The following is a 20,555-nucleotide window of genomic DNA, read 5'->3' as shown; positions in this document are numbered from 1 at the left end:
GTACTCCACCACTGTCCGCCGGGAGGGCCCCGCCGGTGGGGAGGCGACGTTCCGGTACCGCGGTACCGCGGTCGCGGTGCCCGGCATTCCGAGCAGTGTCCCGGCCGCTGCGAGGCTGCCCAAGGACGTCAGTCGGCGGTGGAAGGTGCGGCGGTCCAAGTTGCCCTCCTGATGGGTGCGGTTGTTGGGTGTCGCGTCCATGCAAGCGGTGCCACCGGATCATCGGACAACGGATCCGATGGATTCACCCTTGTGGGTGACGGCTATCGGTTCGGTAATTCAGAATCAAGCGGGCCGGTTTTCTCTGATCCATCGACCGCGGACCCGGAAGTTAATCGGAGGGGGTCAATATCACTTCTGTGGAAGCGATTGACCATGTTCACCGGGCACTGCTACCAACAAGAGGTGTGAGTCCCCCGGCAGTTGAGGAGCATCGGCATGCTGCGCATTGACATCAGTATTTTCTCCGGCCGTCCCGACCCCTCCTGGATCATCACTGACGAGAGCGCGGCGAGAAGTCTGTTGTCGGAGGTGGCCGATGCGGCGGAAGGGGCGGTGGGGATACCCGGGGCGGGGTATGACGGCCTGGGATATCGCGAGGTCGTGGTCTCGGCTGTCAGCGACGACGAGCCCTGGCCCGAGTCCTTACCCCGCAGTTTCGCCCTGGGTACTCTGGGCGCCCGTGATGTCGGCCGCTCGGCCGAGCTGGCCCGCCGGGTCGTGGAAGGCATGACCCGCCACGCGGACACGCGGCTTGCCGAGCACGAGCAGACGCCGCTCGGCGATGACCTGCGCGAGCTGGTGCTCGGTGAGATCGACGCCTTCGAGGCCGAGCCACCGGCCTGGACCCGGTCACCGGCGCTCCCCGCGCACCCCCTGCGCACGACTGTCGAGGAAGCCGGGCCGGCCGTCACCTGCTCCATCGAATTCGGGCAGTTCAACCCCGGCTTCTGGAACACCCCGCAAGTCCAGCCCCGCAACAACTGCTACAACTACGCGCGCAACCTCCGCACCGACACCTTCGCCCAGCCCGGCCGGGCGCACGGCGCCCAGACCGGGACCATGGCCTGTCCGAACGTCACACAGGCCGCTTTCGCCGACGGCTTCGTCCGGCGCTTCCAGTGTCTGCCGGACAGCGAGAAACCCCGTTGGCTCACTGCGCTGGTTGTATGGCCGGGCCAGGATTACCACTGGTACAGGTTCCACAGCGGAAATTTCTGGGGGCACAAGCCCGGCCAGACGCAGGCCCGCGACTATGACAACAGCGGTAACCGGATCACGAATCCGGAAACGTGCAACCGCGGGGGTTATCGTGATTTCTGCGGGTACTTCTATGCTGGACGCTCGGTCGTCATCAGGTGAGGGTGAGAGGGCCGGGCCTCGCATATAGCGCATGCAGAGCATGAAGAGAGACCGATGCTGGTGGAACTGGACCTGTTCAGCGGTCGCCCCAATCCTCGTTGGCGCCTCGATCCCGGGGACGCCGAGGAATTCTGCGCGCTGACGGCTGGTCTCCCGCCCGCCGGCCCGGTGGCCCGGCCCCAGCCCCAGCTCCCGTCTCCGGGGCTGGGCTACCGCGGCTTCACGGTCACGGACGCCGACCGCGTGATCCACGTCTTTGCCGGCCGGGTGACCGAGGGGACCACGTCCCGGACCGACCGGGACCGGTCCCTGGAGCGCTGGCTGCTGACCCGGCTGCCCTCGTCGCTGCATGACCTCCGCTCCTTGGTGGCCGAGGCGCTCGACGCACCGAGCACGGACGGCCGCTGATCACCGGCTGGAACATTCCACTCTGATCGGTTCAACAGCCCGTCAAACGGGCGTCGATCGTTTGTTGATCGCCGGTTCCTAGCCTCCTCGAGTCACACACCCGGACGCACCGCGTCCCGGGTGCACTCGAGGAACGAGGAAACGGGACCCATGCAGACGTCGACCAAGAAGTCGCCCACCAAGTCGCTCAAGACGTCCCACATATGGGGCACCCTCGCCCTGGCCGCGCTCGGCGTCACCGCCCTGCCGGTGTCGGCGCAGGCGGCCGCGCAGGCCGGTCCGCTCGCCGGGCTCGGCGGCAAGTGCCTGGACGTCCGCGGCGGCGTCCGTGACAACGGCACCCCGGTCCAGCTGTACAGCTGCAACGGCACGGAGTCCCAGCGGTGGACGTACACCGAGCAGCCCGGCGAGATCGGCGCCACGATGACCGCGTTCGGCAAGTGCCTGGACGTCGCGTCCAGCGGCACCGCCGACGAGACACCCGTCCAGCTGTGGGACTGCAACGGCACGGGTGCCCAGAAGTGGGTGCGTTACCAGGGGGACGTCCTCGTCAACCCGCAGTCCGACAAGTGCCTGGACGTGCGCGGCGGCAACACCAACGACGGCACCCCCGTCCAGATCTACCGCTGCAACTACACCGCGTCCCAGGTCTGGAAGTTCTCCGGCGGCGGCGACGGGAACCCGAATCCGGCGCCTGACTCCAAGTCGCTGCAGCGCCAGGTCTTCGACCTCGTCAACGACTACCGCGCGCAGCACGGCAAGGCGCGCCTGGAGTACGACCCCGTCGTCGAGCACGCCGCCCAGGACGAGGCCGACGAGCAGGCCCGGCGCCAGCAGCAGGGCCACTACATCGGCACGATGGACTCGCTCCGCAAGTACGGCTACTCGCGCCCGTTCAGCGAGGTCGCCGAGAACGCCGCAGGCGCCCGAGGCTTCTGGAAGGACGCCCGGTCGGTGGTCGACGCCTGGATCAAGGAGCCGCTGCACGAGCGGAACATCCTGGACGACCGGCACAAGTACACCGGCGTCGGCGTGACGATCGACGCGAACGGCACCTACTGGTGGGCGCAGGACTTCGTCGGCTGACGCGCCGCTTCCGGGTCTTACCTGTCCATGTTCAGCCCGATCGCCACCATCGCGCCGAGTACCACGAGGACGAGGCCCACGATCCAGGCCAGGCAGCCGGCGGTCGTCTTCACCGTCTTTCGTGCTTCCGCCCGGCGGTCCAGTTCCTCCGGTGTCCCGGCCGGCCCGAAGGCCCGCCACAGCGCGCGGACCGACCAGAAGGGGCTCATGACGATTCCGTAGACCAGCAGGCAGAGGTAGTAGAGCAGCTCCAGGAACTGGGCGACGAAGGCGACGGCCGCCAGCAAGGGCAGCAGCAGGATGCCGACCAGCAGGCCCTTGTCGTCGAGGACCCTGTCGAGCTGCGGCTTGGGTATACGACGTCGAGGCCGGCGCAGACCAGCCTTTTCGCCCGTGGCTGCGGGGGCGACCGCGGGTGGTGCGTCGGCCGGTGGTGCTGGGTACGCTGGTGCCGGGTACATGTGCTGCTGATCCATAGCGGGCGAGCCTACCGGGCCGTCCGCTCCGCCCGCGGAAGCGTCGCGACGTCAGCGGTTCTCGACGGCGCGCTTTCCGGCCGCGAACCGCAGCGACGTGTGATCGGCGGTGCGCGGGAGCGGACGGTCGGCGCCGAGACGGTGCGACGAAGTGATGCGCCAGCCGTTGCCGAGCAGTCCGGTGAGGAGCGTGGCACTGGTGGAGAGCACGGTCTCCTTGCCGAGGCACTTGGCGGGGCCGTGGCTGAAGGGTGCGATCGACCACTCCGCCTCGGCCCGCCCGTCGAGCCACACCTCGGGTTCGAACCGGTCGGCGTAAGGGAAGCGCCGGGCGTCACGGTGGAAGAACGGGCTGCAGGAGATCACCGCCGCGCCCGCCGGAAGGGTCCAGCCGCCCGGCCACTGCGTCTCGGCAGTGGTGTCGCGCGCGAGGACCAGGGTCGTGGGCCACAGCCGCTGGGCCTCCAGGACACAGGCCCGGAGGTACGCAGGGTCCGTGCGGGCCCTGGCCGACTGCTCGGGACGGCAGGCGAGGAGGCCGAGCGTGAGGTAGTCGGAAATGGGGGCGGCGTCGAAGGCGAAGAACCAGTGCTGCATCTGGGCCACGGGCTTGATCTCGGCCGTGGCGGGGATGGCGCGCACCGCACGGGCCAGGCCGCCCGGCTCGGGCAGATCGATGTAGCGCCGGCAGCGGACGAACAGCTCCGTACGCAGCCGGTGACGCTTGCGGTGCAGCATGAACCAGTTGCCGTCGCTGCGCAGCTTGTCCCGCAGCTCGGTGATGCGCTCGTCGTCACGGGCGGCGTCACCGAAGACGATCCGGCGCACGATGCGCTGGTAGGCGGCGTAGAACCGTTCCCAGGTGAGCGCGTTCCCGTCGAGCAGTGGCCGTATTTCTTCCTCGACGGCTGCCCGGCCGGCTTCGTGGAACCACGACCCGGCCGCGCAGTGGTCGATGGCTGCCTCGTTGAAGCTGCGCCGCTCCTTCTTGAGTGCGCCCGGAGTGATCAGCAGGGTATCGGGCTCGAAGTGTGACAGCGCGGCCGTCTTCTCGCGGTTGGCCGTCGTGAATGACGTACCGGCTCTCCTCCAGCACGCGGCGGACATCGTCGGCCGAGAGGAGGACGAGCCCTGTTCGGCCGAAAGCGGTGACGAGCACCGGTCCCGGGCCATGACGCTCGCGCAGGTCGTCCAGGAGCCGGCAACCCCAGGCGTGGGTGTCCAAGGCAGTGATCAGCCTGACCCCGAGGGGGCGGCGGAGGCAGGCCCCCTGGATGAGGAACGGGAGCGCGCCGATGACGAACAACCGCACGGCATCGGTCCAACCGGCCCGGGTAGGTCCTGGCGTCACGACAGCGACTCCTCCCGTCCGGGCAGCCTCCCGCAGAGGCTGCCCGGGGCACTCGCCTCTACCCGCAGGGGGAAACGAGGTCACCCGATCAGGTGACTGCGCCGACTGTGGTTGCGCCTGGCACGCGGGCACGGTAGCCCGGTGCCGTGAGGTAGGCGGCTCACGGTCGCGGCAGGCTCAGGCCGAGTACGGTGCTGGAGTCGCCACTGCTGCCAGCACCCATTGCGCGCGCCGCATGGCGCGGTAGTACCCGTGTGAGTGATCGACGGACGTGCGGTACGGGCTGAGCATGGCGGTAGGCCCGCGTCGGGCCGGTAGTTCCTGCTCAACGAGGAGTGGCCATGCGGTACCGGAGAACGGCCCTGAACCTCGCGGCCGGCTGCGCGCTCATCCTTGCCGCGGCCGGTACGGCTCCGGGCGCTGTGAGCGCGGAACCCCGCGCCCGGGCACAAGCCCTGGAGCCGGCCTGTGACTCGCCGGGCACCGGGCAGTGTTACTTCGAGTGGTTCGACCGCTCGGGGAACCGGACTGTCGAGCTGGACCCGGAGATCGACGTCTGCTACAACTCGGCGGCAAGTGCGATCAGGGGAACCAACCGCACCAACCGCGTGGTCCTCCTCTGGCCCAGGGCGAACTGCCGGGACAGCGCGACAGCACTGGTCGCATCAGGCCGTTCCTGGAACGACCCGACCCAGCCGTACTTCTCTTACAAGCCCGTCCGCTGAGCGGCCTTCGAAGACGCCGGTACTTGCCTCAGCGCACGAACTTCCAGGTGATGCCGTTGACCACGCCCCGGTCGAGCGGTGCCAGCTTCTGGAAGGCCGGCCGGCCGAGGTCGATGTGGGTGCGGTCGCAGGAGAGGCACTTGTCCCTGACCGGCACCCTGATGGTCTTGCCGTTGTAGCTGACCTCGACCGATATGCCCTTGCAGAGAGGGTCGTTGTTGGGATTGGCGGAGGTCCACCACGAGGGTGAGACCGCGACCAGGTCCTGGGAGTTCGCGTCGATGGCCGTCCCGCAGGCGCCGTATCCCTTGTCGGTGTAGTAGGTCATCTTTCCGTTCATCGGCTGGCCGATCGGAACGTCGGCGGCCGCCGGTCCCGCGGCGACGGCAATTCCGGTGGCCGCGGCGGCCAGGACGACGGCTGCGGAGCGTGCAGCTCTGCTTCCACGCATGGTCTCTCCTCGATCAGGGGTAATGGCGGGCGGGTGTACTCCACGGCCCCGTGGAGCGAGCGCCCCGGAAACCGGCATCACGGAGCCGTCACGGCTCGCCGGTCAGGAAGTCGAAGGACAGCGGCATTTCTTCGGCACGCGTCCGGCTTTCGGTCCATGAGTGCCATGCGGGACGACGCCGACGCAAGTCCCTGCAGCGACAGTTGTCCGGAACCGGTTGCCAAGCGCACCTGGTTTGGCTGCCTATGATGCATGTCGTTGACAATGAAGTTGAAGAGTTATTCACTGCGCAAGGCGACGGCCTCAGCGCCTTCCACCGGACCCGTCGCGCTTTGAGTAAGCGAGTGTCACCTCAGCGATCCGACCCCACAGGAGCCGCCGTGAGAAGAAACCGCTTCGTCACCTTGCTGCTGGCCGTACTGGCTCTGATCGGTGCGGCCGTCCTCGTGCCGTCCGGCACGGCGAGTGCCGCCGGCCCGTGCGACAACGCGCCCAACTGGACGGCCGGAAGCTGGTATCAGGCGGGCGCGGTCGTCCGGTACACGGACGGCAAGTACTACATAGCCGAGCACGACAATCCCGGCTACGACCCGCTCATCAGCACCTGGTACTGGGACCCGTATGCCTGTCAGGGAGGCGGGAACCCGGGGACCGGAAAGTTCCCCGTGACGGAGGCCCAGTTCCAGCAGATGTTCCCGGGCCGGAACCCCTTCTACACGTACAACGGGCTGATCGCGGCGCTGGCCGCGTACCCGGGATTCGCCGGCACCGGCAGTGACCAGGTCAAGCGACAGGAGGCCGCGGCCTTCCTGGCCAACGTCGACCACGAGACCGGTGGCCTGGTCCACATCGTGGAGCAGAACACGGCCAACTATCCCCACTACTGCGACAGGAACCAGCCCTACGGCTGCCCGGCCGGTCAGGCCGCCTATTACGGCCGTGGTCCGCTCCAGCTCAGCTGGAACTTCAACTACAAGGCGGCGGGCGACGCCCTCGGAATCAACCTGCTGAACAACCCGTCGCTCGTCCAGACCGACGCGGCCGTCTCCTGGAAAACCGCCCTGTGGTACTGGAACACCCAGCGCGGCCCCGGCACCATGACGCCGCACGACGCGATGGTCAACAGCCGTGGATTCGGGCAGACCATCCGCAGCATCAACGGCGCCGTGGAGTGCGACGGCCGCAACCCCGCCCAGGTGCAGAGCCGGGTGAACAGCTACCAGCGATTCGCCCAGGTGCTCGGTGTGGCTCCGGGCGGCAACCTCTACTGCTGAGCCCCGGGGGAATGCGGCTGCGGCAGGGTGACGTCTTCCCGATTGAGTGCAACTACCCAGCAGCGGCTAGGATTTGGTCCTTCTTGAGAAGGGGCGCTGATGGGCACCAGATTTATTGAGGTAGACGAATCGCGGCGAGGCGAGCCGGGTGTGCGGAAGGGAGGCAGAACATTGACGGTAGGAGACCAGTCCATCACCCAGGAGACGTGGGTGAAGGTTGAAGCATACGACGACCTCGACCCGACCGTGACCGGGGACGTCCATCTGCACACGTTCGCGGTCCCGGGCATGGAAGTGCGGGTTGGGGCCGGAAAGAATGATGAGGACGGCGGTAGCGAATTTGAAACCAGGTTGATCCCGTCCGTCCAGTATTACCAGATCGAGCTCGGGCCCGACTCGCTGAATAAGCTTCATGATGCGCTCGAGCCCTTCATCGCAGCCGCGAAGGAATGCGAGCCGCCAAAGGGCCGGAAGATGCGCGCCAAGTAGTCCGCAATGTCCCCTCCCGGGAGGGGCCATTGTCGTATTTCAGACGACGGTGAGCCGCCGGCAGCGCCAAGCTGATCGGCCATCATGAGGTCGTCAGGATGGAGGCGATCACTGAGGGGGCGGGAGGCCCGTCGAGAAGGTGGCGCAGTTCCGCCACTCCCGCGCACCGCTGTTCCGGTGTGAGGGAGAGGTACTGCTCGATGCGTTCGTCGAAGGTGCTGCGGAACCGCGCGTAGAGGTTGTCGTCCTCCAGGATCCGGCCCGCGACGGCCACGAGGGCCTCGGTGCCGGAGTAGTCCTCCTCCGGCAGCGCGTGGCCGGGCAGGACGTCCGTGAAGCGGCCCGCCAGACGTCCGAAGAGGGTGTCCGCGAGATTCCGGATGGTGAACGTGTGCGCGTAGTGCTGTTCGTGGAGCGCCAGAGGCAGCTGTCCGAGGAGCGTGCTCTCGTTGAGCGCTGACAGACCGGGCGCAAGCAGGGAGTACGGTGTTTTCGCGACCTGCCGGAGCAGTTCGCGCTGTGGGAGGAAGCGGCGGTCGATGTGTCGTCCGGGGGACCGGTGGCTGTCGGCGCGGGGACCGGTGTACGGGCCGCCGCAGACCAGGACGCGGGTGAAGCGGGGCCAGTCGGTGAGCAGGTCCGGGAGCCAGCGGTCGATGAGCCGGAGGTAGGCGTTGTTGGCGTCGAAGTCCAGGAGGAAGTTCTTGAAGCCGCCGGTGTTGATCAGCAGGTCGTAGTCCGGTCCCGGTCCGTCGGGCACCGGTTCACCCGCTGCCGCTTCGTTCAGGCCCTCCAGGTCGACCAGCGGGCCGGTGAGCAGCATCGAGCGGTGTGCGTCGGCGTCGGTGAACGCGGCCATGCGCCGGGAGACACCGGGGAAGTTCTGGATCACGCTGTGGTCGGCCAGCAGGTGGGCGGCGAGCACGTGTTCGTGCGGCGAGAGACGGGAGAGGTGGCGGCGGGCCGCCGCGAAGGACGTGCGGGGAACGGTCGCGCACAGCTCGTGGATCCGTGTCAGGGGAGTGCGGTGCTGCCAGAAGCCGAACAGGCAGTCCACCAGGACCACCGGCCGGCGCGCCACGACCGCACGCAGGACAAGATCGGCGTCCATGACGGAGAGGACGTGGTCGCTGTCGGCCAGGAGACGATCGAGGAGCGCGGATCCGCTCCCGTGCGGCTCGGTGAGCTCGTGGACGGCGTCGAAGGCGGTGGCGTTGCGGCGGGCGAACGCCGCCGCGACGCTGTCCCCGACGAACACCCGCTCATGCCCGGAGCGCAGCCGGGAGACGGCGACGAGCACGGAGGCCGGGCCGAAGCCGCAATTCTGGGCTCCCATCAGGATGCGCATGGCGCGTCAGCAGGCCACGGTCCGTGCGGCGGCCAGGATTCCGGTCAGTTGCCTCGCGAAGGGGGCGGTGTGTTTCGCGTAGCCGGCGTGCCCTCCGGGGAACTCCACCAGCCCCCGGCCGAGCAGCTGCGCGAGGACGGCCGCCGGCTGGTGGACGTCGTAGGTACGGGATTCCCGGCCGCCGGCCACGACGATGCGGTCCGCCACCGCCGCCAGCGCGGCGACGTCGGGAACGCAGCGGGAGGAGGGCAGCATCACGTGTGAGAGGAAGAACGCGCTGTTGTCGGTCGCTTCGGGCAGCTGCGGAGCGGGCCTTCCGCCGAAAAGGGCCCGGAGCCTGTCCAGCGCCGCCGCGGCGCCGTCCCGGCGGAACGTCGCGTACACCTCGTCGAAGAAGGCGGCGTGCCGTGCCGCGTCCGGCAAAAGCTCTATGGCGGGGGGCTCGTGGACGACGGCGAGCCGGATCCGCTGCGGATCGCGGACCATGAGCTCCAGGGCGGTGAGCCCGCCGGCGCAACTGCCGAACACCCTCACAGGCTCACCGTTCGGGGCGAGGTGGTCGAGCAGCCGGGCGGCGTCGTCGGTCTGGGTGAGGAGCCACGGTTCGGGCGGCGGCCCGTCGAGGCGGCTACGGGAAATTCCGCGCGGGTCGTAGGTGACGACGCGGTGGCGGGCCGCGAGCTCGTCGGCCAGGTCCCGGAAGACCTCGGCATCGGAGGCGCCACCCGGGATCAGCAGCAACAGCGGCCCGGAGCCGCGCACCTCGAAGTACAGCCGCGCGCCCGGCACGGCCAGCGTGCCGCTCTCCAGCGGGTCCATCTCTCTCCAGCTCGCTCCGTTGCAGGGGCCCCCAGGGGACCAGGCGGCACGAGGCTACGCGCGGGAGAGCCCGTGCGGGTAGGGGCAGGCGCGCGGGTAGAGGCGGGCGTGCGCACGGGGCGTGCGCGGTTCCCCGGGCTCCCGGCATCCGCCGGCGCTCCGATGTGCCCGTCTGCGGACCGTGCGAGCGGGGCATGGTGTGCCTCATGGTCCTGGCTGTGAAGAGATCCTTCGTGAAGAGATCCTCCGTCAAGGCGGTCGAGAAGCGACTGGGCGCGGTCGCCCTGGTGGCCGCCGTGGTGCTCGGCGCGGCCACGCCGGCCGTCCCGGCATCCGCCCACCCCCGGGATTCCGGGCTGCTGCAGTGCCAGGGAACGGAGTCCGTCAGCTACCAGCCGGCGGTCGTACTCCAGCCGCGGCACATCCGCGTCACGGTCGACGGACGCTTCACCTCCTGCGTCGGGAGTCAGACGGAGGTGCGCAGCGGCGGCTACCACGAGGAGTTCACGCTCCACACCGGCTGCACCAATCTCCTCGAAGGGTTTCGGGCCCGCCGGACCTATGTCTGGAACACCGGTGACGCCAGCACCGCCGACATCAGCGGCAACAGTACGGCCGTGGCCGGCCAGGTGGTCACGCCTGTCACCGGCACTGTCACCCGCGGCCGCTTCCAGGGCAGGAGACTGCTCCAGATCATTCCAGTGCCTCAGCCCGGCGCGCTGCAGTGCCTGACGACCGGCGTCACCGGCGCGACCGGGGTGACGACGTTGACGATCCTGTAGGCGGGTCGCGCTGATGCTCGCGACCCTATTGGCGGGTGTGGCGAACAGGTGACGTGTCCGGGAGCTCCTCCGGATCGTTCTTGCGGCAAAGGCCTCTCTTGCCGGAATCGACTGAAGGAGTCTCGATGCGACGAGTCCTCGCGGCCACTGCCCTGACCGCAGCCGCACTGGGCGTAGGCGTCACCGGCCCGGGCGCCGTTGCCCATGCCGCGGCCGGGGTGCCGGGCGTCGACCTGGTCGGCACGGGCATCGACCCGGGAACGGTGACCGCGATGGCGGACAACGCCCTGCAGAAAACGACCGCGGAACTGGGCCGGGCGGCCGGGGGCGGCGAGCTCGGGAGGACCCTGCCCGCGGTCGGCCGGGCCGGCGGCGGCGTCCTGAGACAGACGACCTCCGGCATCCAGAGTTTCATCGGACAGACGGCGGGATCGGCGGGACAGTCCATCGGCAGCGCCCTGACCGCGGGGGCGAGGGACAGTCTGCCGAAGGGAAGCCTCCCGGAGCCGGGCTCGGTCCCCGGATACTGAGCAGGCCGAGAGCGCCGACCCCGGCGCCCGCCATCGGCGTGTGTGACCGTCCTACCGGCCCGGAGCGTCAGTAGGGAACTGTTGTGCGGGCCCGGGGCGTTGGCCGGTCATGGTGATGATGGCGGGCCTACTGTTCATGACTGTGCTGGTGATCGTGCCGTTCCTGTTCGCCTCGGTCCGGTACGTGGTCCTGCGATCGGGGCGTCCGGCCTGGCTGTGCCGTCGGCTGGCCGCGCGCTCGCCGCGCAGCGGTGTCGGCCTGGGGGCCACGGTGACCGAGGAGCTGCACGCGTTCATGAATGCCAACAAGCGTGTGCAGATCGAGCAGCGGCAGGAGGAGCTGGTGCTGAGGGACGACGTGCACGGTGGCGCGCCGCCACGCACGGGCATCGACCTGGAAGCGGGGACGGCTGTGATTCGGCGACGCGGGTAGCCGCCGGCTTCACGAGGTGACTCGGCGGTGGCCGATGAGGGCTGCCGCTATGCCGACGAAGGCCGGGAAGTACTCCGGCCCCGTTCCTCCGCCCCTGCACAGCGGGGCGGAGGAACGGACTGTGCTGCTAGCCCTGCGTGCCGTTCTGGTCGACGGGGTACAGGCCGAGCTTGCTCTCGGGGTCGGCCGGGTCGGCGCCCTTGACGTCGCCGACGTAGAGGCTGATGCGGGCCTTGTAGCGGTCGAGGGCGGCGCGGTCGCTCATGAACTTGCCGAGGCCGAGCGGGTTCATGTTGTCGTAGTCGAAGATGCCCTTGCGGCCGGCCGGGGCGGCGACGTCGGTGCGGGCGCTCCAGCCGTACGAGGTCTGCTGGTACTGCTTCGACAGGACCCAGCTCAGGTACAGCTTGGCGGCGGCCTTGTGCGGGGCGTCCTTGAGGATGGCGCCGGTCTGAGGCCAGGCGACCCAGGGCGACTTCTCGGGGATGCTCGTCTTCGACAGGCCGCTGGAGCTGCCCGAGCTGCCGAAGTTCGCCACGTAGCCGTCCTTGCCGACCTGGGCGGAGGCGTCGGCGGTGCCGCGGACGAACTTGGGGTTCTGGGCGCGCAGCTTCTGCAGGTAGTCGAAGCCGTACTTGTCGGTCAGCTGCTTGAAGTAGTAGAGGACGGCGTCGTCGTCGTTGGGGTAGGTGAAGACGAGCTTGTCCTTGTATTCGGGCTTGAGGAAGTCCTGGGCCTCGACGGGGGCGTTGTCGCCGAGCGTGGTGGCGGTGACGTTGGCGAAGCCGATGAAGAACAGGCCGGTGTAGTAGCCGTCCTTGTCCTTGATCTTGTCGTAGACCTTGTTCCAGCCGACCGGCTTGTACTGCTCGAGCGCCCCTTCCTTCTTCCAGCGCGGGAAGTCGTCGAGGGTCTGCAGGTGGACGACGTCGGCGACGACCTTGTGCTCGGCTATCTGGTTGTCGAGGCGCGCGTCGTGGTTCTTGCTGAAGTCGACGACGGTGTCGACCTTCATCCTGGGGAACTGCTTGACGAAGGCGTTCTTGAGGTAGTCGGCCTGGCCCGGCTTGTCGCCGCCGGCGTAGACGACCAGCCGCCCGCCTTCGGCGACGGCCTCCTTGTAGAGCTTCTGCAGCTGCTCGTCCTCACTCGCACCCTGCGACGCGGGGCGGGCGGAGGGGGCGGCGGCAGCGGCGGTGGCTCCGCTTGCGGCGAGTACACCGAGGGCGACGGCTGTGGCCCAGGCCTTCCGGGTGGACTTCACAACGACTCCTTCTTGAGGGGGGACACGGAAGCCCCTGAAAGATCACTTGAAACTTCAAGAACTTCCCTGCGTGCACCCTAGAGGGGTTCGTTTGAATATTCAAGTACTCCGTGTGCCGCGGGCACCCGGTCCGGCGGCTACGCGAAGGCGCTGTAGCCGGTGATGGTCTTGCCGACGATGAGGGTGTTCATCTCCCGGGTGCCCTCGAAGGAGTACACGGCCTCGGCGTCGGCGAAGAACCTGGCGATCTCGTAGCCGAGAACGATGCCGTTGCCGCCGAAGAGCTCGCGGGCCCAGGCCACGCACTCGCGCATCCGGCTGGTGGTGAACGCCTTGGCCAGGGCCGCCTGCTCGGCGCTGTCCCGGCCGGCCGCGGAGAGCTGGCCGAGGCGGACGACCATGCCGAACATGGCGGTGATGTTGCCGAGCATCTTCACCAGCAGGTCCTGGACCAGCTGGAAGGAGCCGATGGGCCTGCCGAACTGCTCACGGTCGACCGCGTACGCTCGCGCGAGCTCGTAGGCGCGTACCGCGACGGCCAGCGCCTGCCAGGCCACTCCGCCCCGGGTGCGAGCCAGGACGGCGGCGGTGTCGCGGAAGCTGCCGACCCGCTGCAGACGGTCGGCCTCGGGGACCCGCACCTCGTCGAGGGTGATGTCGGCGTTCTGCACGGTCCGGAGCGCGATCTTGCCTTCGATCTTGGTGGCGGTGAAACCGGGGGTGCCCTTCTCCACCACGAAGCCCTTGACGTTGCCGTCGGCCGTGTCGCGCGCCCAGACCACGACGAGATCGGCGAAGGTGCCGTTGCCGATCCACCGCTTGGCGCCGTTGAGGACCCACGTGTCGCCCTCGCGCCGGGCAGTGGTGCGCATGCCGCCCGCGACGTCGGAGCCGCCCTCGGGCTCGGTCAGGGCGAAGGCGCCGATCTTCCGCATCGCGGCCATGTCCGGCAGCCAGCGCTCGCGCTGTTCCCGGCTTCCGCCGCCGTGAATACTGCCCATCGCCAGGCCGGTGTGGACTCCGGAGAACACCCCCAGCGACGGGTCGATGCGGTTGAGCTCCAGGTTCAGGAAGCCGGAGAACAGTTCGCCGCGGTGGCGGCCGTCGCCGAATTCGGGGTAGGCGTATCCGGCCAGTCGGAGCTTGGCTATCTTCTCGACCGCCGGGAAGGGGAATTCCGCCCGCTCCCAGGCGGCGTCGAACAGCGGCTTGATCTCGCTTTCCAGGTAGTCGCGGACAGTGGCGAGCTCGGCCCGCTCGGCGTTGCTGAGCAGGTCGGCGTAGCCGAAGAAATCAGGGGTGGGGTTGGCGGGCTTGGGCATGGGGGCCTCCTCTTGCGGTCAGTGGTCAGTGGTCAGCGGTCAGGGTCAGCGGTGATCGGCCTGGCGCAGCGCTGCGTTCAGCGCGAGCTGTTTGCGGTCGCGGAGCAGGGCGCGTCGCCGGTATGCCTCGGGTCCGCTCCCGTACGCGGCCTCCGTCTGGCCGACGACCGTGGCTACGGCATCGGCGTCCAGCTCCGGGCTACCCAGGCGCTGCCAGCCCTCGGCGAGGCCGGGGCCCAGGTGCCGCATCATGTGCCTGATGCCGCCGGGGCCGCCGCCGAGGTGGAAGCTCTCGAAGGGGCCGACCGCCGCATAGCGACCGCCCAGCGACGCCTTCATCACCGTGTCGAGCTCCCCGGCGTCGACCACGCCGGTCAGGACGAGGTGGATCGCCTCCTGGAGCACCGCGCTCTGCAGCCGGTTGGCCGCGAAGCCCGGGACCTCCTTGTGCAGCCGCACCGGCGTCTTCCCCAGCGAGCCGTAGAAGGCGATGGCCGCCTCGACGGTTCCCTCCGCGGTGCGCTCGCCCGGCACGATCTCCACGAGCGGCACGATGTGCGGCGGGTTGAAGGGGTGCGCGACCAGCAGCCGTGCGGCGGCCTCGTCCGGCAGCCGCTCCGCGATCCGGGTGGCGACGATGCCGGAGCTGGAGGTGGCCAGCAGCGCGTCGGCCGGGGCGTGCCGGGCGATCTCGGCGAACAGCTGCTGCTTGAACTCCAGGTTCTCCGGGCCGTTCTCCTGCACGAGCCGTGCTCCGGCCACGGCCCCGGCCAGGTCGCGGGTGGTGCGGATGCGGCCGCGCAGCTCCGCCGCGTCGGTGCCGGGCAGTCCGGCAGCGAGCATCGGCAGCGCCTGGTCGACGGCCTGGTCCAGATCGTCGCGCGGATCGGTGACCGTCACCTCGATTCCGTACGCCGCGAACAGCGCGGCCCACGCGAGGCCGATGGTGCCGGCGCCCACGACGGTGGCGGTCTTGTACGGAGGGGCGGTGGAGGTCTGGTACGGATGGGTGATGGCTGTGTGGTGCGGAGGGGCGGCGGTCATGACGGTTCCTCCTCGGTCAGGTAGTCGTGGACGGGAACGGCCCGGTCCAGCGTGAGATCAGTGACGATGTGGCTCGCCGAGACGATCCCGCGCACCGGCAGGTCCGCCAGCGGCGCCAGCACGTGCGCGAACAGCTGCAGCCGCGCGGGCCCGGTGTAGGCCTCCTTGACCACGAGATCGGTGATCTGCGTGCGGACGAGCTCGCAGATGCGCGGGGTGCCGTCGTAGTCCGGAACGGTCTTGAGCATGTACGTGGGCACGGCGATCTGCTCGCGGGCGAGCCCTGGGTCGAGCGGGTGGTGCTTGTAGCCCATCGTGGCGGTGGCCACCCGTACGCTCCCGTAGTCCAGCGTCCCGACCAGTGCGGCGTTGTCGGCGTACAGGGCGGGCGTGCCCATCGCCTTCGGATAGGCGCTCACCTCGCGGCCCGCGGCGGTGGCGGCGAAGCTGTCCAGGTACATCGCGTGCAGATACTCGCCGCGCTCGTCCCCGCAGCGCACCGGGATCGCCTGCCCGGCCTCGACGTACGGGCCGTAGGCCGTGACGTCTCCCATCTTCATCACCTCGAACCGGACCAGCGGTTCGGCGACGTCGATCTGCAACGGCTCGGGCACCACGGCCCGCAGCGCCTCGGGGTCGGTGCGGTAGACGATGCTGAGGTACTCGCGGTCCGTGAAGCGGACGGCGGCGGGGGCGTACGCGGGCGCTGTGGCGGGCGTGTCGAGGGTCCGCAGGATCTGTGCGCGGTTCATCGCCCGCTCCATTCCGGCGCGCGCTTCTCGCCGAAGGCACGGACCCCTTCGGCGAAGTCGGCCGAGCGCAGCAGTGCGCCGATCTCGGCGGCCTGCGCGGCGAACGCCTCCGGCTCCGGTGCCCCGTCCGCCCGTTGGACGGTCCGCTTCACCGCGGCCAGGGCCAGCGGCGCGTTGGCCGCGATCTCCTCGGCGAGCTCCAGGGCGGCCGGCAGAGCCTGGCCGTCGGGGGTGAGACGGTTCACGACGCCGAGTTCGCGGGCGTGCTCGGCGGTGACCGTGCGGCCGGTCAGCAGCAGCTCCATCGCCAGGTGGTAGGGGATGCGCTTGGGGAGTCGTACGACCCCGCCGCCACCGGCGATCAGCCCGCGCTTGACCTCGGGCAGGGCGAAGCGGGCGCCCTCGGCGGCGACCACCAGGTCGCAGGCCAGGGCCAGTTCGAAGCCGCCGCCCAGGGCGTGGCCCTCGACGGCCGCGATCAGCGGCTTGGCCGTCCGCGCCTCGGTGAGCCCGGCGAAGCCCTTGCCGGGCACGGTCACCTGCTCGCCGCGGGCGGCGGCCTTGAGGTCCATGCCCGCACAGAAGGTGCCGTCCGAGCCGGTGAGGACGCCCACTCGCAGATCGGGGTCGGACTCCAGGCGGTCGACGGCGGCGGCGATGCCCCGGGCGACCTCGGCGTTGACGGCGTTGCGGGCCCGCGGCCGGTCGATCGTCACGACGAGGACGCTGCCGACGCTGCCGACGGTGTCGGTGCGTACGGCGTCCGTGCGGGTGGTGTCCGTGCGGGCGGTGCTGTTCATCGCCGCACCTCACCGCGGGCGAGCTCGCCGAGCACTTCCTCGGTGTGCTGACCGGGCAGCGGCGCGTGCCGGCGCACCGAGGCCGGGGTGGCGGAGAACGCCAGCGGTATGCCGACCACACGGTAGGCGCCCTCGCTGGGGTGCTCGGCGACGTCCAGCAGACGGCCTCCCTGCACGTACGGATCGTCGGCGGCCTCGTCGAGCCGCAGCACGGGACCGAAGGGAATGCTGTGCTTGGCGCACACCTCCGCCCACTGCGCCGTGGTCAGCTCGGGCGTGACGGTCTCCAGCAGCTCGGCCAAGGCTGCACCGTCGCGCGTGGAGTCGATGAACTCGCCGTTGACGCGCGCGTCCTCGGCCAGGTCGGGGCGTCCCGCAGCGGCGAACAGGTCGCGGAAGTTCTGCGGGCTGTACGGGATGACCATCGCCAAGCCGTCCTTGGTCGGGCGGGCCCGGTGCCCCTTGTTCATGGACAGCGGGAAGCCGGTCGGGCCCATCGGCGGCTCGAAGATGCGTCCCTGCAGGTGCTCGACCAGGTTGAACGCCAGCAGCGTGTCCACCATGGGCACCTCGACGTGCTGACCGCGGCCGGTCGCGCGCTGGTGGACGAGCGCCGCCAGTGCCGCGTACACGATCGTCAGCGCGGCGACCTTGTCGGCGAAGATGCTCGGCAGGACGACGGGCGCCCCCACGTCGCCCGCGCGCTGCGCCAGGTCCAGCAGCCCGGAGGCGGCCTGCACCGTCTCGTCGTACGCGGCCAGGCGGGCCCGGTCGGAGTCCGGGCGGAACCCTTGCGCGTGGACGTGGACGAGGCGGGGGTTGGCCGCGGCGAGGCTGTCGTAATCCATGCCCAGGCGGCGCAGGGCGTCGATGCGCATGTTGGTGATCAGGATGTCGGCGGTCCCGATCAGCTCAAGGGCCTTGGCCCGCTCACCGTCGTCCTTGAGGTTCAGCGTCACGCTGCGCTTGTTGCGGTTGACGTTGAGGTTCAGGGGCGTCATGCCGGGCGTACGGTGCAGCGCGCCGACCCGAACGGTGTCGTTGGGCGACTCGATCTTGATGACGTCGGCGCCGAGATCGCCGAGGATCTGCGCGGCGTACGGGCCCATCACCACCGTGGCCATGTCGATGACGCGCACGCCGGCCAACGGGCCGGTCAAAGGGTCGGCCAACGGGCCGGTCGGCGCGGCTGTTTCTGTGTTTGCTGCTGCTGCGTCTGCTGCGGATTCCATCGCCACTCCAGTACGGAAAACGGGACGGGAAAGGGAACAAATGTAATTTCGGGGAGCGTTCCCGGGGATTCCCGGGGCACGTGGAAAACGCTAGTCCCGGCGGTGGAGGAACCCAAGTGATCAGTGATACCGATGCACGAAAAACGGCGTGACCGCAGTGGTCACGCCGTTGCCGGGGAACGATCAGCGGGGGTCGGAGGGAGCCGAGAACACGGCCCCCGCCTCCCGTACCAGGCCGTGCAGGTCACCGTCCGGCTCGGCCCGGTCCCGGCGCCAGACCAGCCCGGTCGCCAGGGCGGGCGAGAAGTCCCGGAACGGCAGGACGACGCTCGCGGCCTGTCCCTCTTCCTCGCGCTCTCCCGCGCTGAGCAGCGTAATGCCGAATACCGAACCGTTCGCGACGATTTCGCGCACGCTTGCGTAATCCCCGATATTGAGGTTGATCTCCTTGTGGATTCCCGCGGCTTTCAGGCGCACCTTGAGCTGGTCGAAATACGTGGGGAGCGTGCCCGGCGCGGACGTCACATACGTGTATTCGGTGAGTTCACTCAATGACACCGAGCTCTGCCCGTCGAACGCGGCGGCCGGCAGCAGCGCGCCCAGAGGCTCGTGCAGCAGCTCCAGGACCTCGATCCCCTCGGCATGCACGGGCAGGTGCACCAGCGCCATGGCGAGGTCGCCGCGCTGTACGGCGCTCAGGAGATTCCCGCTGTTCCCGGGCCAGCGCTTGACGTCGAACTCCTCGGCGCAGCGCGCTTCGAGCTGCCCGAGCCGCCCCCGCAGCTGCGGATGCAGGGCCGGCACCACGCCCACGTACGCCGCCCGCCGCTCGGGCCCCAGGGCCCGGCGCAGCTGCCAGGGAATGTCGTCGAACCGGCCGAGGACGTCCTTCGCGACCGGCAGCAGCGCCGTGCCGGCGCGGGTCAGCGCCACATGGTGCGAATCCCGGTCGAACAGCCGCTGGTCGAGTTCCCGCTCAAGGTCCCGTATCCGCTGACTCAACGGCGAGGTGGCCATGTGCAGTTGCCGCGCGGCCCGGGAGAAACTGAGATTCTCGGCGACCGCCACGAAATAGCGCAGATGGAAGATCTCCATTGCCGAACCCTATCCGGGCACGGCGGAACCGCTTACTGGAGCCCGGAGCCCGGAGCCCGGAGCCCGGAGCCCGGAACGCCGGGCGCGCAGTGGGCTCAGGGACGACCGTGTCCGGTCACGGAATTTCGTCGTGACCGGACACGGTTGCTTCATGCGATTCTGATGACCGCCGTCGGGCACCGCGAGGCGGCCTCCTCCACCGCTGCGCGTTGTTCTTCGCCCGGGGCGGCATCGAGCAGGATCACCGTGCCGTCCTCGTCGTTCTGGTCGAACACGTCGGGGGCGAGGAGCACGCAGGTTCCCGCGCCGCAGCACAGGTCCTCGTCGATCTCTATCCTCATCACGGCCGCCTCCTCACCAGCGCACCGGCAGCCCGAGGACGCCGTACGTGACCATCATCTCCCGGGTACCGATCTCCTCCGCCGGGACGGCGAGCTCCAGGCGGGGGAAGCGGCGCAGCAGCGATTCGTAGCCGATGGCGAGTTCCAGGCGGGCCAGGTGGTGGCCCATGCACTGGTGGGGGCCGCTGCCGAAGGCGAGGTGCCGGGACGGGCCGCGACGGATGTCGAAGGTGTCGGGGGCCTCGAAGCCGAGCGGGTCACGGTTGGCGGCGGGGAGCGACACCGTGACGACCTCGCCCTTGCGGACGGACTGCCCCTCGAACTCGAAGTCCTCGGCGGCGACACGGATCGGGCCGATCTGCACGACGCTGAGGTAGCGCAGCAGCTCTTCGACGGCGTCGTCCATCAGGGTCCAGTCGGCGCGCAGGGCGGCCAGCTGGTCGGGGTGGCGCAGCAGGGCGTAGGTGCCCAGCGCCAGCATGTTGGTGGTGGTCTCCAGCCCCGCGATGAGCAGGACGATCGTGATGCCGAGCAGTTCTTCGTCGGTCAGGTCGGTCTCAAGGGTGAGCCTGCCGAGGATGTCCGGGCCCGGGTCCTTGCGTGCGGCTGCGATGAGGGCGGTCAGCATGCCGCCGAGCCCCATCATCGACTGCTGCATCTCCTCTCCGCTGCTGGAGAGGCTGAAGAGGACGTCGACATGATGCCCGAACTGCGACCGGTCCGCCTCCGGCAGCCCGAGCAGCTCCGAAGTCACCAGCGTGGGCAGCGGCTTGGCGAAGGCCTGCACCAGGTCGACGGGCCCGGCCGCGCTCTCCATCTCGTCCAGCAGGCGATCCGTCATCTCCTGGATCCGCGGCCGGAGTTCCCGCACCCGCCGAATGGTGAAGTGCTTGCTCAGCAGACGGCGGTAGCGGGTGTGCTCCGGCGGGTCCATGTTGACGAACATGCCCGGAGGGAGGGCGTCGGTGCTCAGCTCGGAGCCGGGCACCTTCACCGGGGAGCGCTTCCCGGCCGGCAGCGAGCTGAACCGGGTGTCGCCCAGCACGCTCCGCGCGGTCTGCAGCCCCGTGACCAGGCGGCCGATGTGCCCGTCGGGATACCGCAGCGGGGTCATCGGGCATTCCTCGCGCGCTTCGGCGAAGGGCGCGGGCGGGTCGAAGGGACAGCCTGA

General features: G+C 69.5%; 23 protein-coding genes. 9 read left to right on the top strand and 14 right to left on the bottom strand.

Annotation, left to right across the window (positions count from 1 at the left end):
- The first annotated feature begins 438 nt into the window (after positions 1–438).
- From IE241_RS09845 to IE241_RS09835, 3 genes are all read left to right on the top strand, one after another.
- On the top strand, positions 439–1,362 hold the full coding sequence (locus tag IE241_RS09845) for a hypothetical protein (protein ID WP_190021294.1): 924 nt from the start codon (positions 439–441) through the stop codon (positions 1,360–1,362).
- Positions 1,363–1,416: 54 nt separating this feature from the next.
- Positions 1,417–1,770, top strand: coding sequence for a hypothetical protein (locus tag IE241_RS09840; RefSeq protein ID WP_190021293.1), 354 nt, complete (start codon positions 1,417–1,419; stop codon positions 1,768–1,770).
- A 150-nt stretch (positions 1,771–1,920) separates the two neighbouring features.
- On the top strand, positions 1,921–2,856 hold the full coding sequence (locus tag IE241_RS09835; RefSeq protein WP_190021292.1) for a CAP domain-containing protein: 936 nt from the start codon (positions 1,921–1,923) through the stop codon (positions 2,854–2,856).
- A 17-nt stretch (positions 2,857–2,873) separates the two neighbouring features.
- Here IE241_RS09835 and IE241_RS09830 read toward each other — a convergent pair whose 3' ends face one another.
- Together IE241_RS09830 and IE241_RS09825 are read right to left on the bottom strand one after the other, a co-directional pair.
- A complete protein-coding gene (locus IE241_RS09830; RefSeq protein WP_190021291.1) occupies positions 2,874–3,332 on the bottom strand; it encodes a hypothetical protein in 459 nt (152 codons plus the stop codon).
- A gap of 51 nt (positions 3,333–3,383) precedes the next feature.
- Complete coding sequence (locus IE241_RS09825; protein WP_190021290.1) at positions 3,384–4,439, bottom strand: cytochrome P450; 1,056 nt, start codon at positions 4,437–4,439, stop codon at positions 3,384–3,386.
- Between the two features lie 585 nt (positions 4,440–5,024).
- On the opposite strand from IE241_RS09825, the gene IE241_RS09820 reads away from it, so the two are divergent.
- The gene (locus tag IE241_RS09820; protein WP_190021289.1) at positions 5,025–5,408 is read left to right on the top strand and encodes a hypothetical protein; all 384 of its coding nucleotides are present in this window, start codon (positions 5,025–5,027) and stop codon (positions 5,406–5,408) included.
- Positions 5,409–5,436: 28 nt separating this feature from the next.
- Here the strand turns inward: IE241_RS09820 and IE241_RS09815 are convergent, their stop codons facing one another.
- A complete protein-coding gene (locus tag IE241_RS09815; RefSeq protein ID WP_190021288.1) occupies positions 5,437–5,859 on the bottom strand; it encodes a cysteine/serine endopeptidase inhibitor in 423 nt (140 codons plus the stop codon).
- A gap of 380 nt (positions 5,860–6,239) precedes the next feature.
- Between IE241_RS09815 and IE241_RS09810 the strand changes: the two genes are divergently transcribed.
- Both IE241_RS09810 and IE241_RS09805 read left to right on the top strand, forming a co-directional pair.
- Positions 6,240–7,133: a glycoside hydrolase family 19 protein gene (locus IE241_RS09810; RefSeq protein ID WP_229899030.1), complete on the top strand. Its 894-nt coding sequence runs from the start codon at positions 6,240–6,242 to the stop codon at positions 7,131–7,133.
- 210 nt (positions 7,134–7,343) lie between these two features.
- Positions 7,344–7,622 (top strand): hypothetical protein, encoded by a 279-nt coding sequence (locus IE241_RS09805; protein WP_190021286.1) that lies wholly within the window; start codon positions 7,344–7,346, stop codon positions 7,620–7,622.
- An 82-nt stretch (positions 7,623–7,704) separates the two neighbouring features.
- On the opposite strand, the gene IE241_RS09800 is transcribed toward IE241_RS09805, so the two are convergent.
- Positions 7,705–8,958, bottom strand: coding sequence for a hypothetical protein (locus IE241_RS09800; protein WP_229899029.1), 1,254 nt, complete (start codon positions 8,956–8,958; stop codon positions 7,705–7,707).
- An 18-nt stretch (positions 8,959–8,976) separates the two neighbouring features.
- Entirely contained in the window at positions 8,977–9,789 is an 813-nt protein-coding gene (locus IE241_RS09795; RefSeq protein ID WP_190021284.1) for an alpha/beta fold hydrolase, read from the bottom strand.
- A 233-nt stretch (positions 9,790–10,022) separates the two neighbouring features.
- Between IE241_RS09795 and IE241_RS09790 the strand changes: the two genes are divergently transcribed.
- From IE241_RS09790 to IE241_RS09780, 3 genes are all read left to right on the top strand, one after another.
- A complete protein-coding gene (locus tag IE241_RS09790; protein ID WP_190021283.1) occupies positions 10,023–10,571 on the top strand; it encodes a hypothetical protein in 549 nt (182 codons plus the stop codon).
- Positions 10,572–10,696: 125 nt separating this feature from the next.
- Positions 10,697–11,101: a hypothetical protein gene (locus IE241_RS09785; protein WP_190021282.1), complete on the top strand. Its 405-nt coding sequence runs from the start codon at positions 10,697–10,699 to the stop codon at positions 11,099–11,101.
- 109 nt (positions 11,102–11,210) lie between these two features.
- Positions 11,211–11,534, top strand: a complete 324-nt coding sequence (locus IE241_RS09780) for a DUF6191 domain-containing protein (protein WP_190021281.1) — start codon at positions 11,211–11,213, stop codon at positions 11,532–11,534.
- Between the two features lie 127 nt (positions 11,535–11,661).
- Here IE241_RS09780 and IE241_RS09775 read toward each other — a convergent pair whose 3' ends face one another.
- The 9 genes from IE241_RS09775 to IE241_RS09735 form a co-directional block, all read right to left on the bottom strand.
- Positions 11,662–12,798: an ABC transporter substrate-binding protein gene (locus tag IE241_RS09775; protein ID WP_190021280.1), complete on the bottom strand. Its 1,137-nt coding sequence runs from the start codon at positions 12,796–12,798 to the stop codon at positions 11,662–11,664.
- A 137-nt stretch (positions 12,799–12,935) separates the two neighbouring features.
- Positions 12,936–14,120, bottom strand: a complete 1,185-nt coding sequence (locus tag IE241_RS09770; protein ID WP_190021279.1) for an acyl-CoA dehydrogenase family protein — start codon at positions 14,118–14,120, stop codon at positions 12,936–12,938.
- 45 nt (positions 14,121–14,165) lie between these two features.
- The gene (locus IE241_RS09765; protein WP_190021278.1) at positions 14,166–15,164 is read right to left on the bottom strand and encodes a 3-hydroxyacyl-CoA dehydrogenase family protein; all 999 of its coding nucleotides are present in this window, start codon (positions 15,162–15,164) and stop codon (positions 14,166–14,168) included.
- A complete protein-coding gene (locus IE241_RS09760) occupies positions 15,161–15,916 on the bottom strand; it encodes an acetoacetate decarboxylase (RefSeq protein ID WP_190021277.1) in 756 nt (251 codons plus the stop codon). The genes IE241_RS09765 and IE241_RS09760 overlap by 4 nt, the downstream gene beginning before the upstream one ends.
- Positions 15,913–16,716, bottom strand: coding sequence for a crotonase/enoyl-CoA hydratase family protein (locus IE241_RS09755; RefSeq protein WP_190021276.1), 804 nt, complete (start codon positions 16,714–16,716; stop codon positions 15,913–15,915). The genes IE241_RS09760 and IE241_RS09755 overlap by 4 nt, the downstream gene beginning before the upstream one ends.
- Entirely contained in the window at positions 16,713–17,948 is a 1,236-nt protein-coding gene (locus IE241_RS09750; protein WP_190021275.1) for a CaiB/BaiF CoA transferase family protein, read from the bottom strand. Before IE241_RS09750 ends, IE241_RS09755 begins: the two co-directional genes overlap by 4 nt.
- Before the next feature lie 183 nt (positions 17,949–18,131).
- Positions 18,132–19,043 (bottom strand): LysR family transcriptional regulator, encoded by a 912-nt coding sequence (locus IE241_RS09745; RefSeq protein ID WP_190021274.1) that lies wholly within the window; start codon positions 19,041–19,043, stop codon positions 18,132–18,134.
- A gap of 149 nt (positions 19,044–19,192) precedes the next feature.
- A complete protein-coding gene (locus IE241_RS09740) occupies positions 19,193–19,384 on the bottom strand; it encodes a ferredoxin (RefSeq protein ID WP_190021273.1) in 192 nt (63 codons plus the stop codon).
- Positions 19,385–19,397: 13 nt separating this feature from the next.
- Positions 19,398–20,498, bottom strand: a complete 1,101-nt coding sequence (locus IE241_RS09735) for a cytochrome P450 (protein ID WP_229899027.1) — start codon at positions 20,496–20,498, stop codon at positions 19,398–19,400.
- Positions 20,499–20,555: the final 57 nt, after the last annotated feature.

This window comes from Streptomyces hiroshimensis (assembly GCF_014650335.1).
GTDB classification, from domain to species: domain Bacteria; phylum Actinomycetota; class Actinomycetes; order Streptomycetales; family Streptomycetaceae; genus Streptomyces; species Streptomyces hiroshimensis.
The sequence above is the reverse complement of the archived record's forward strand: the minus strand, read 5'-3'. Positions and strand labels throughout refer to the sequence as shown.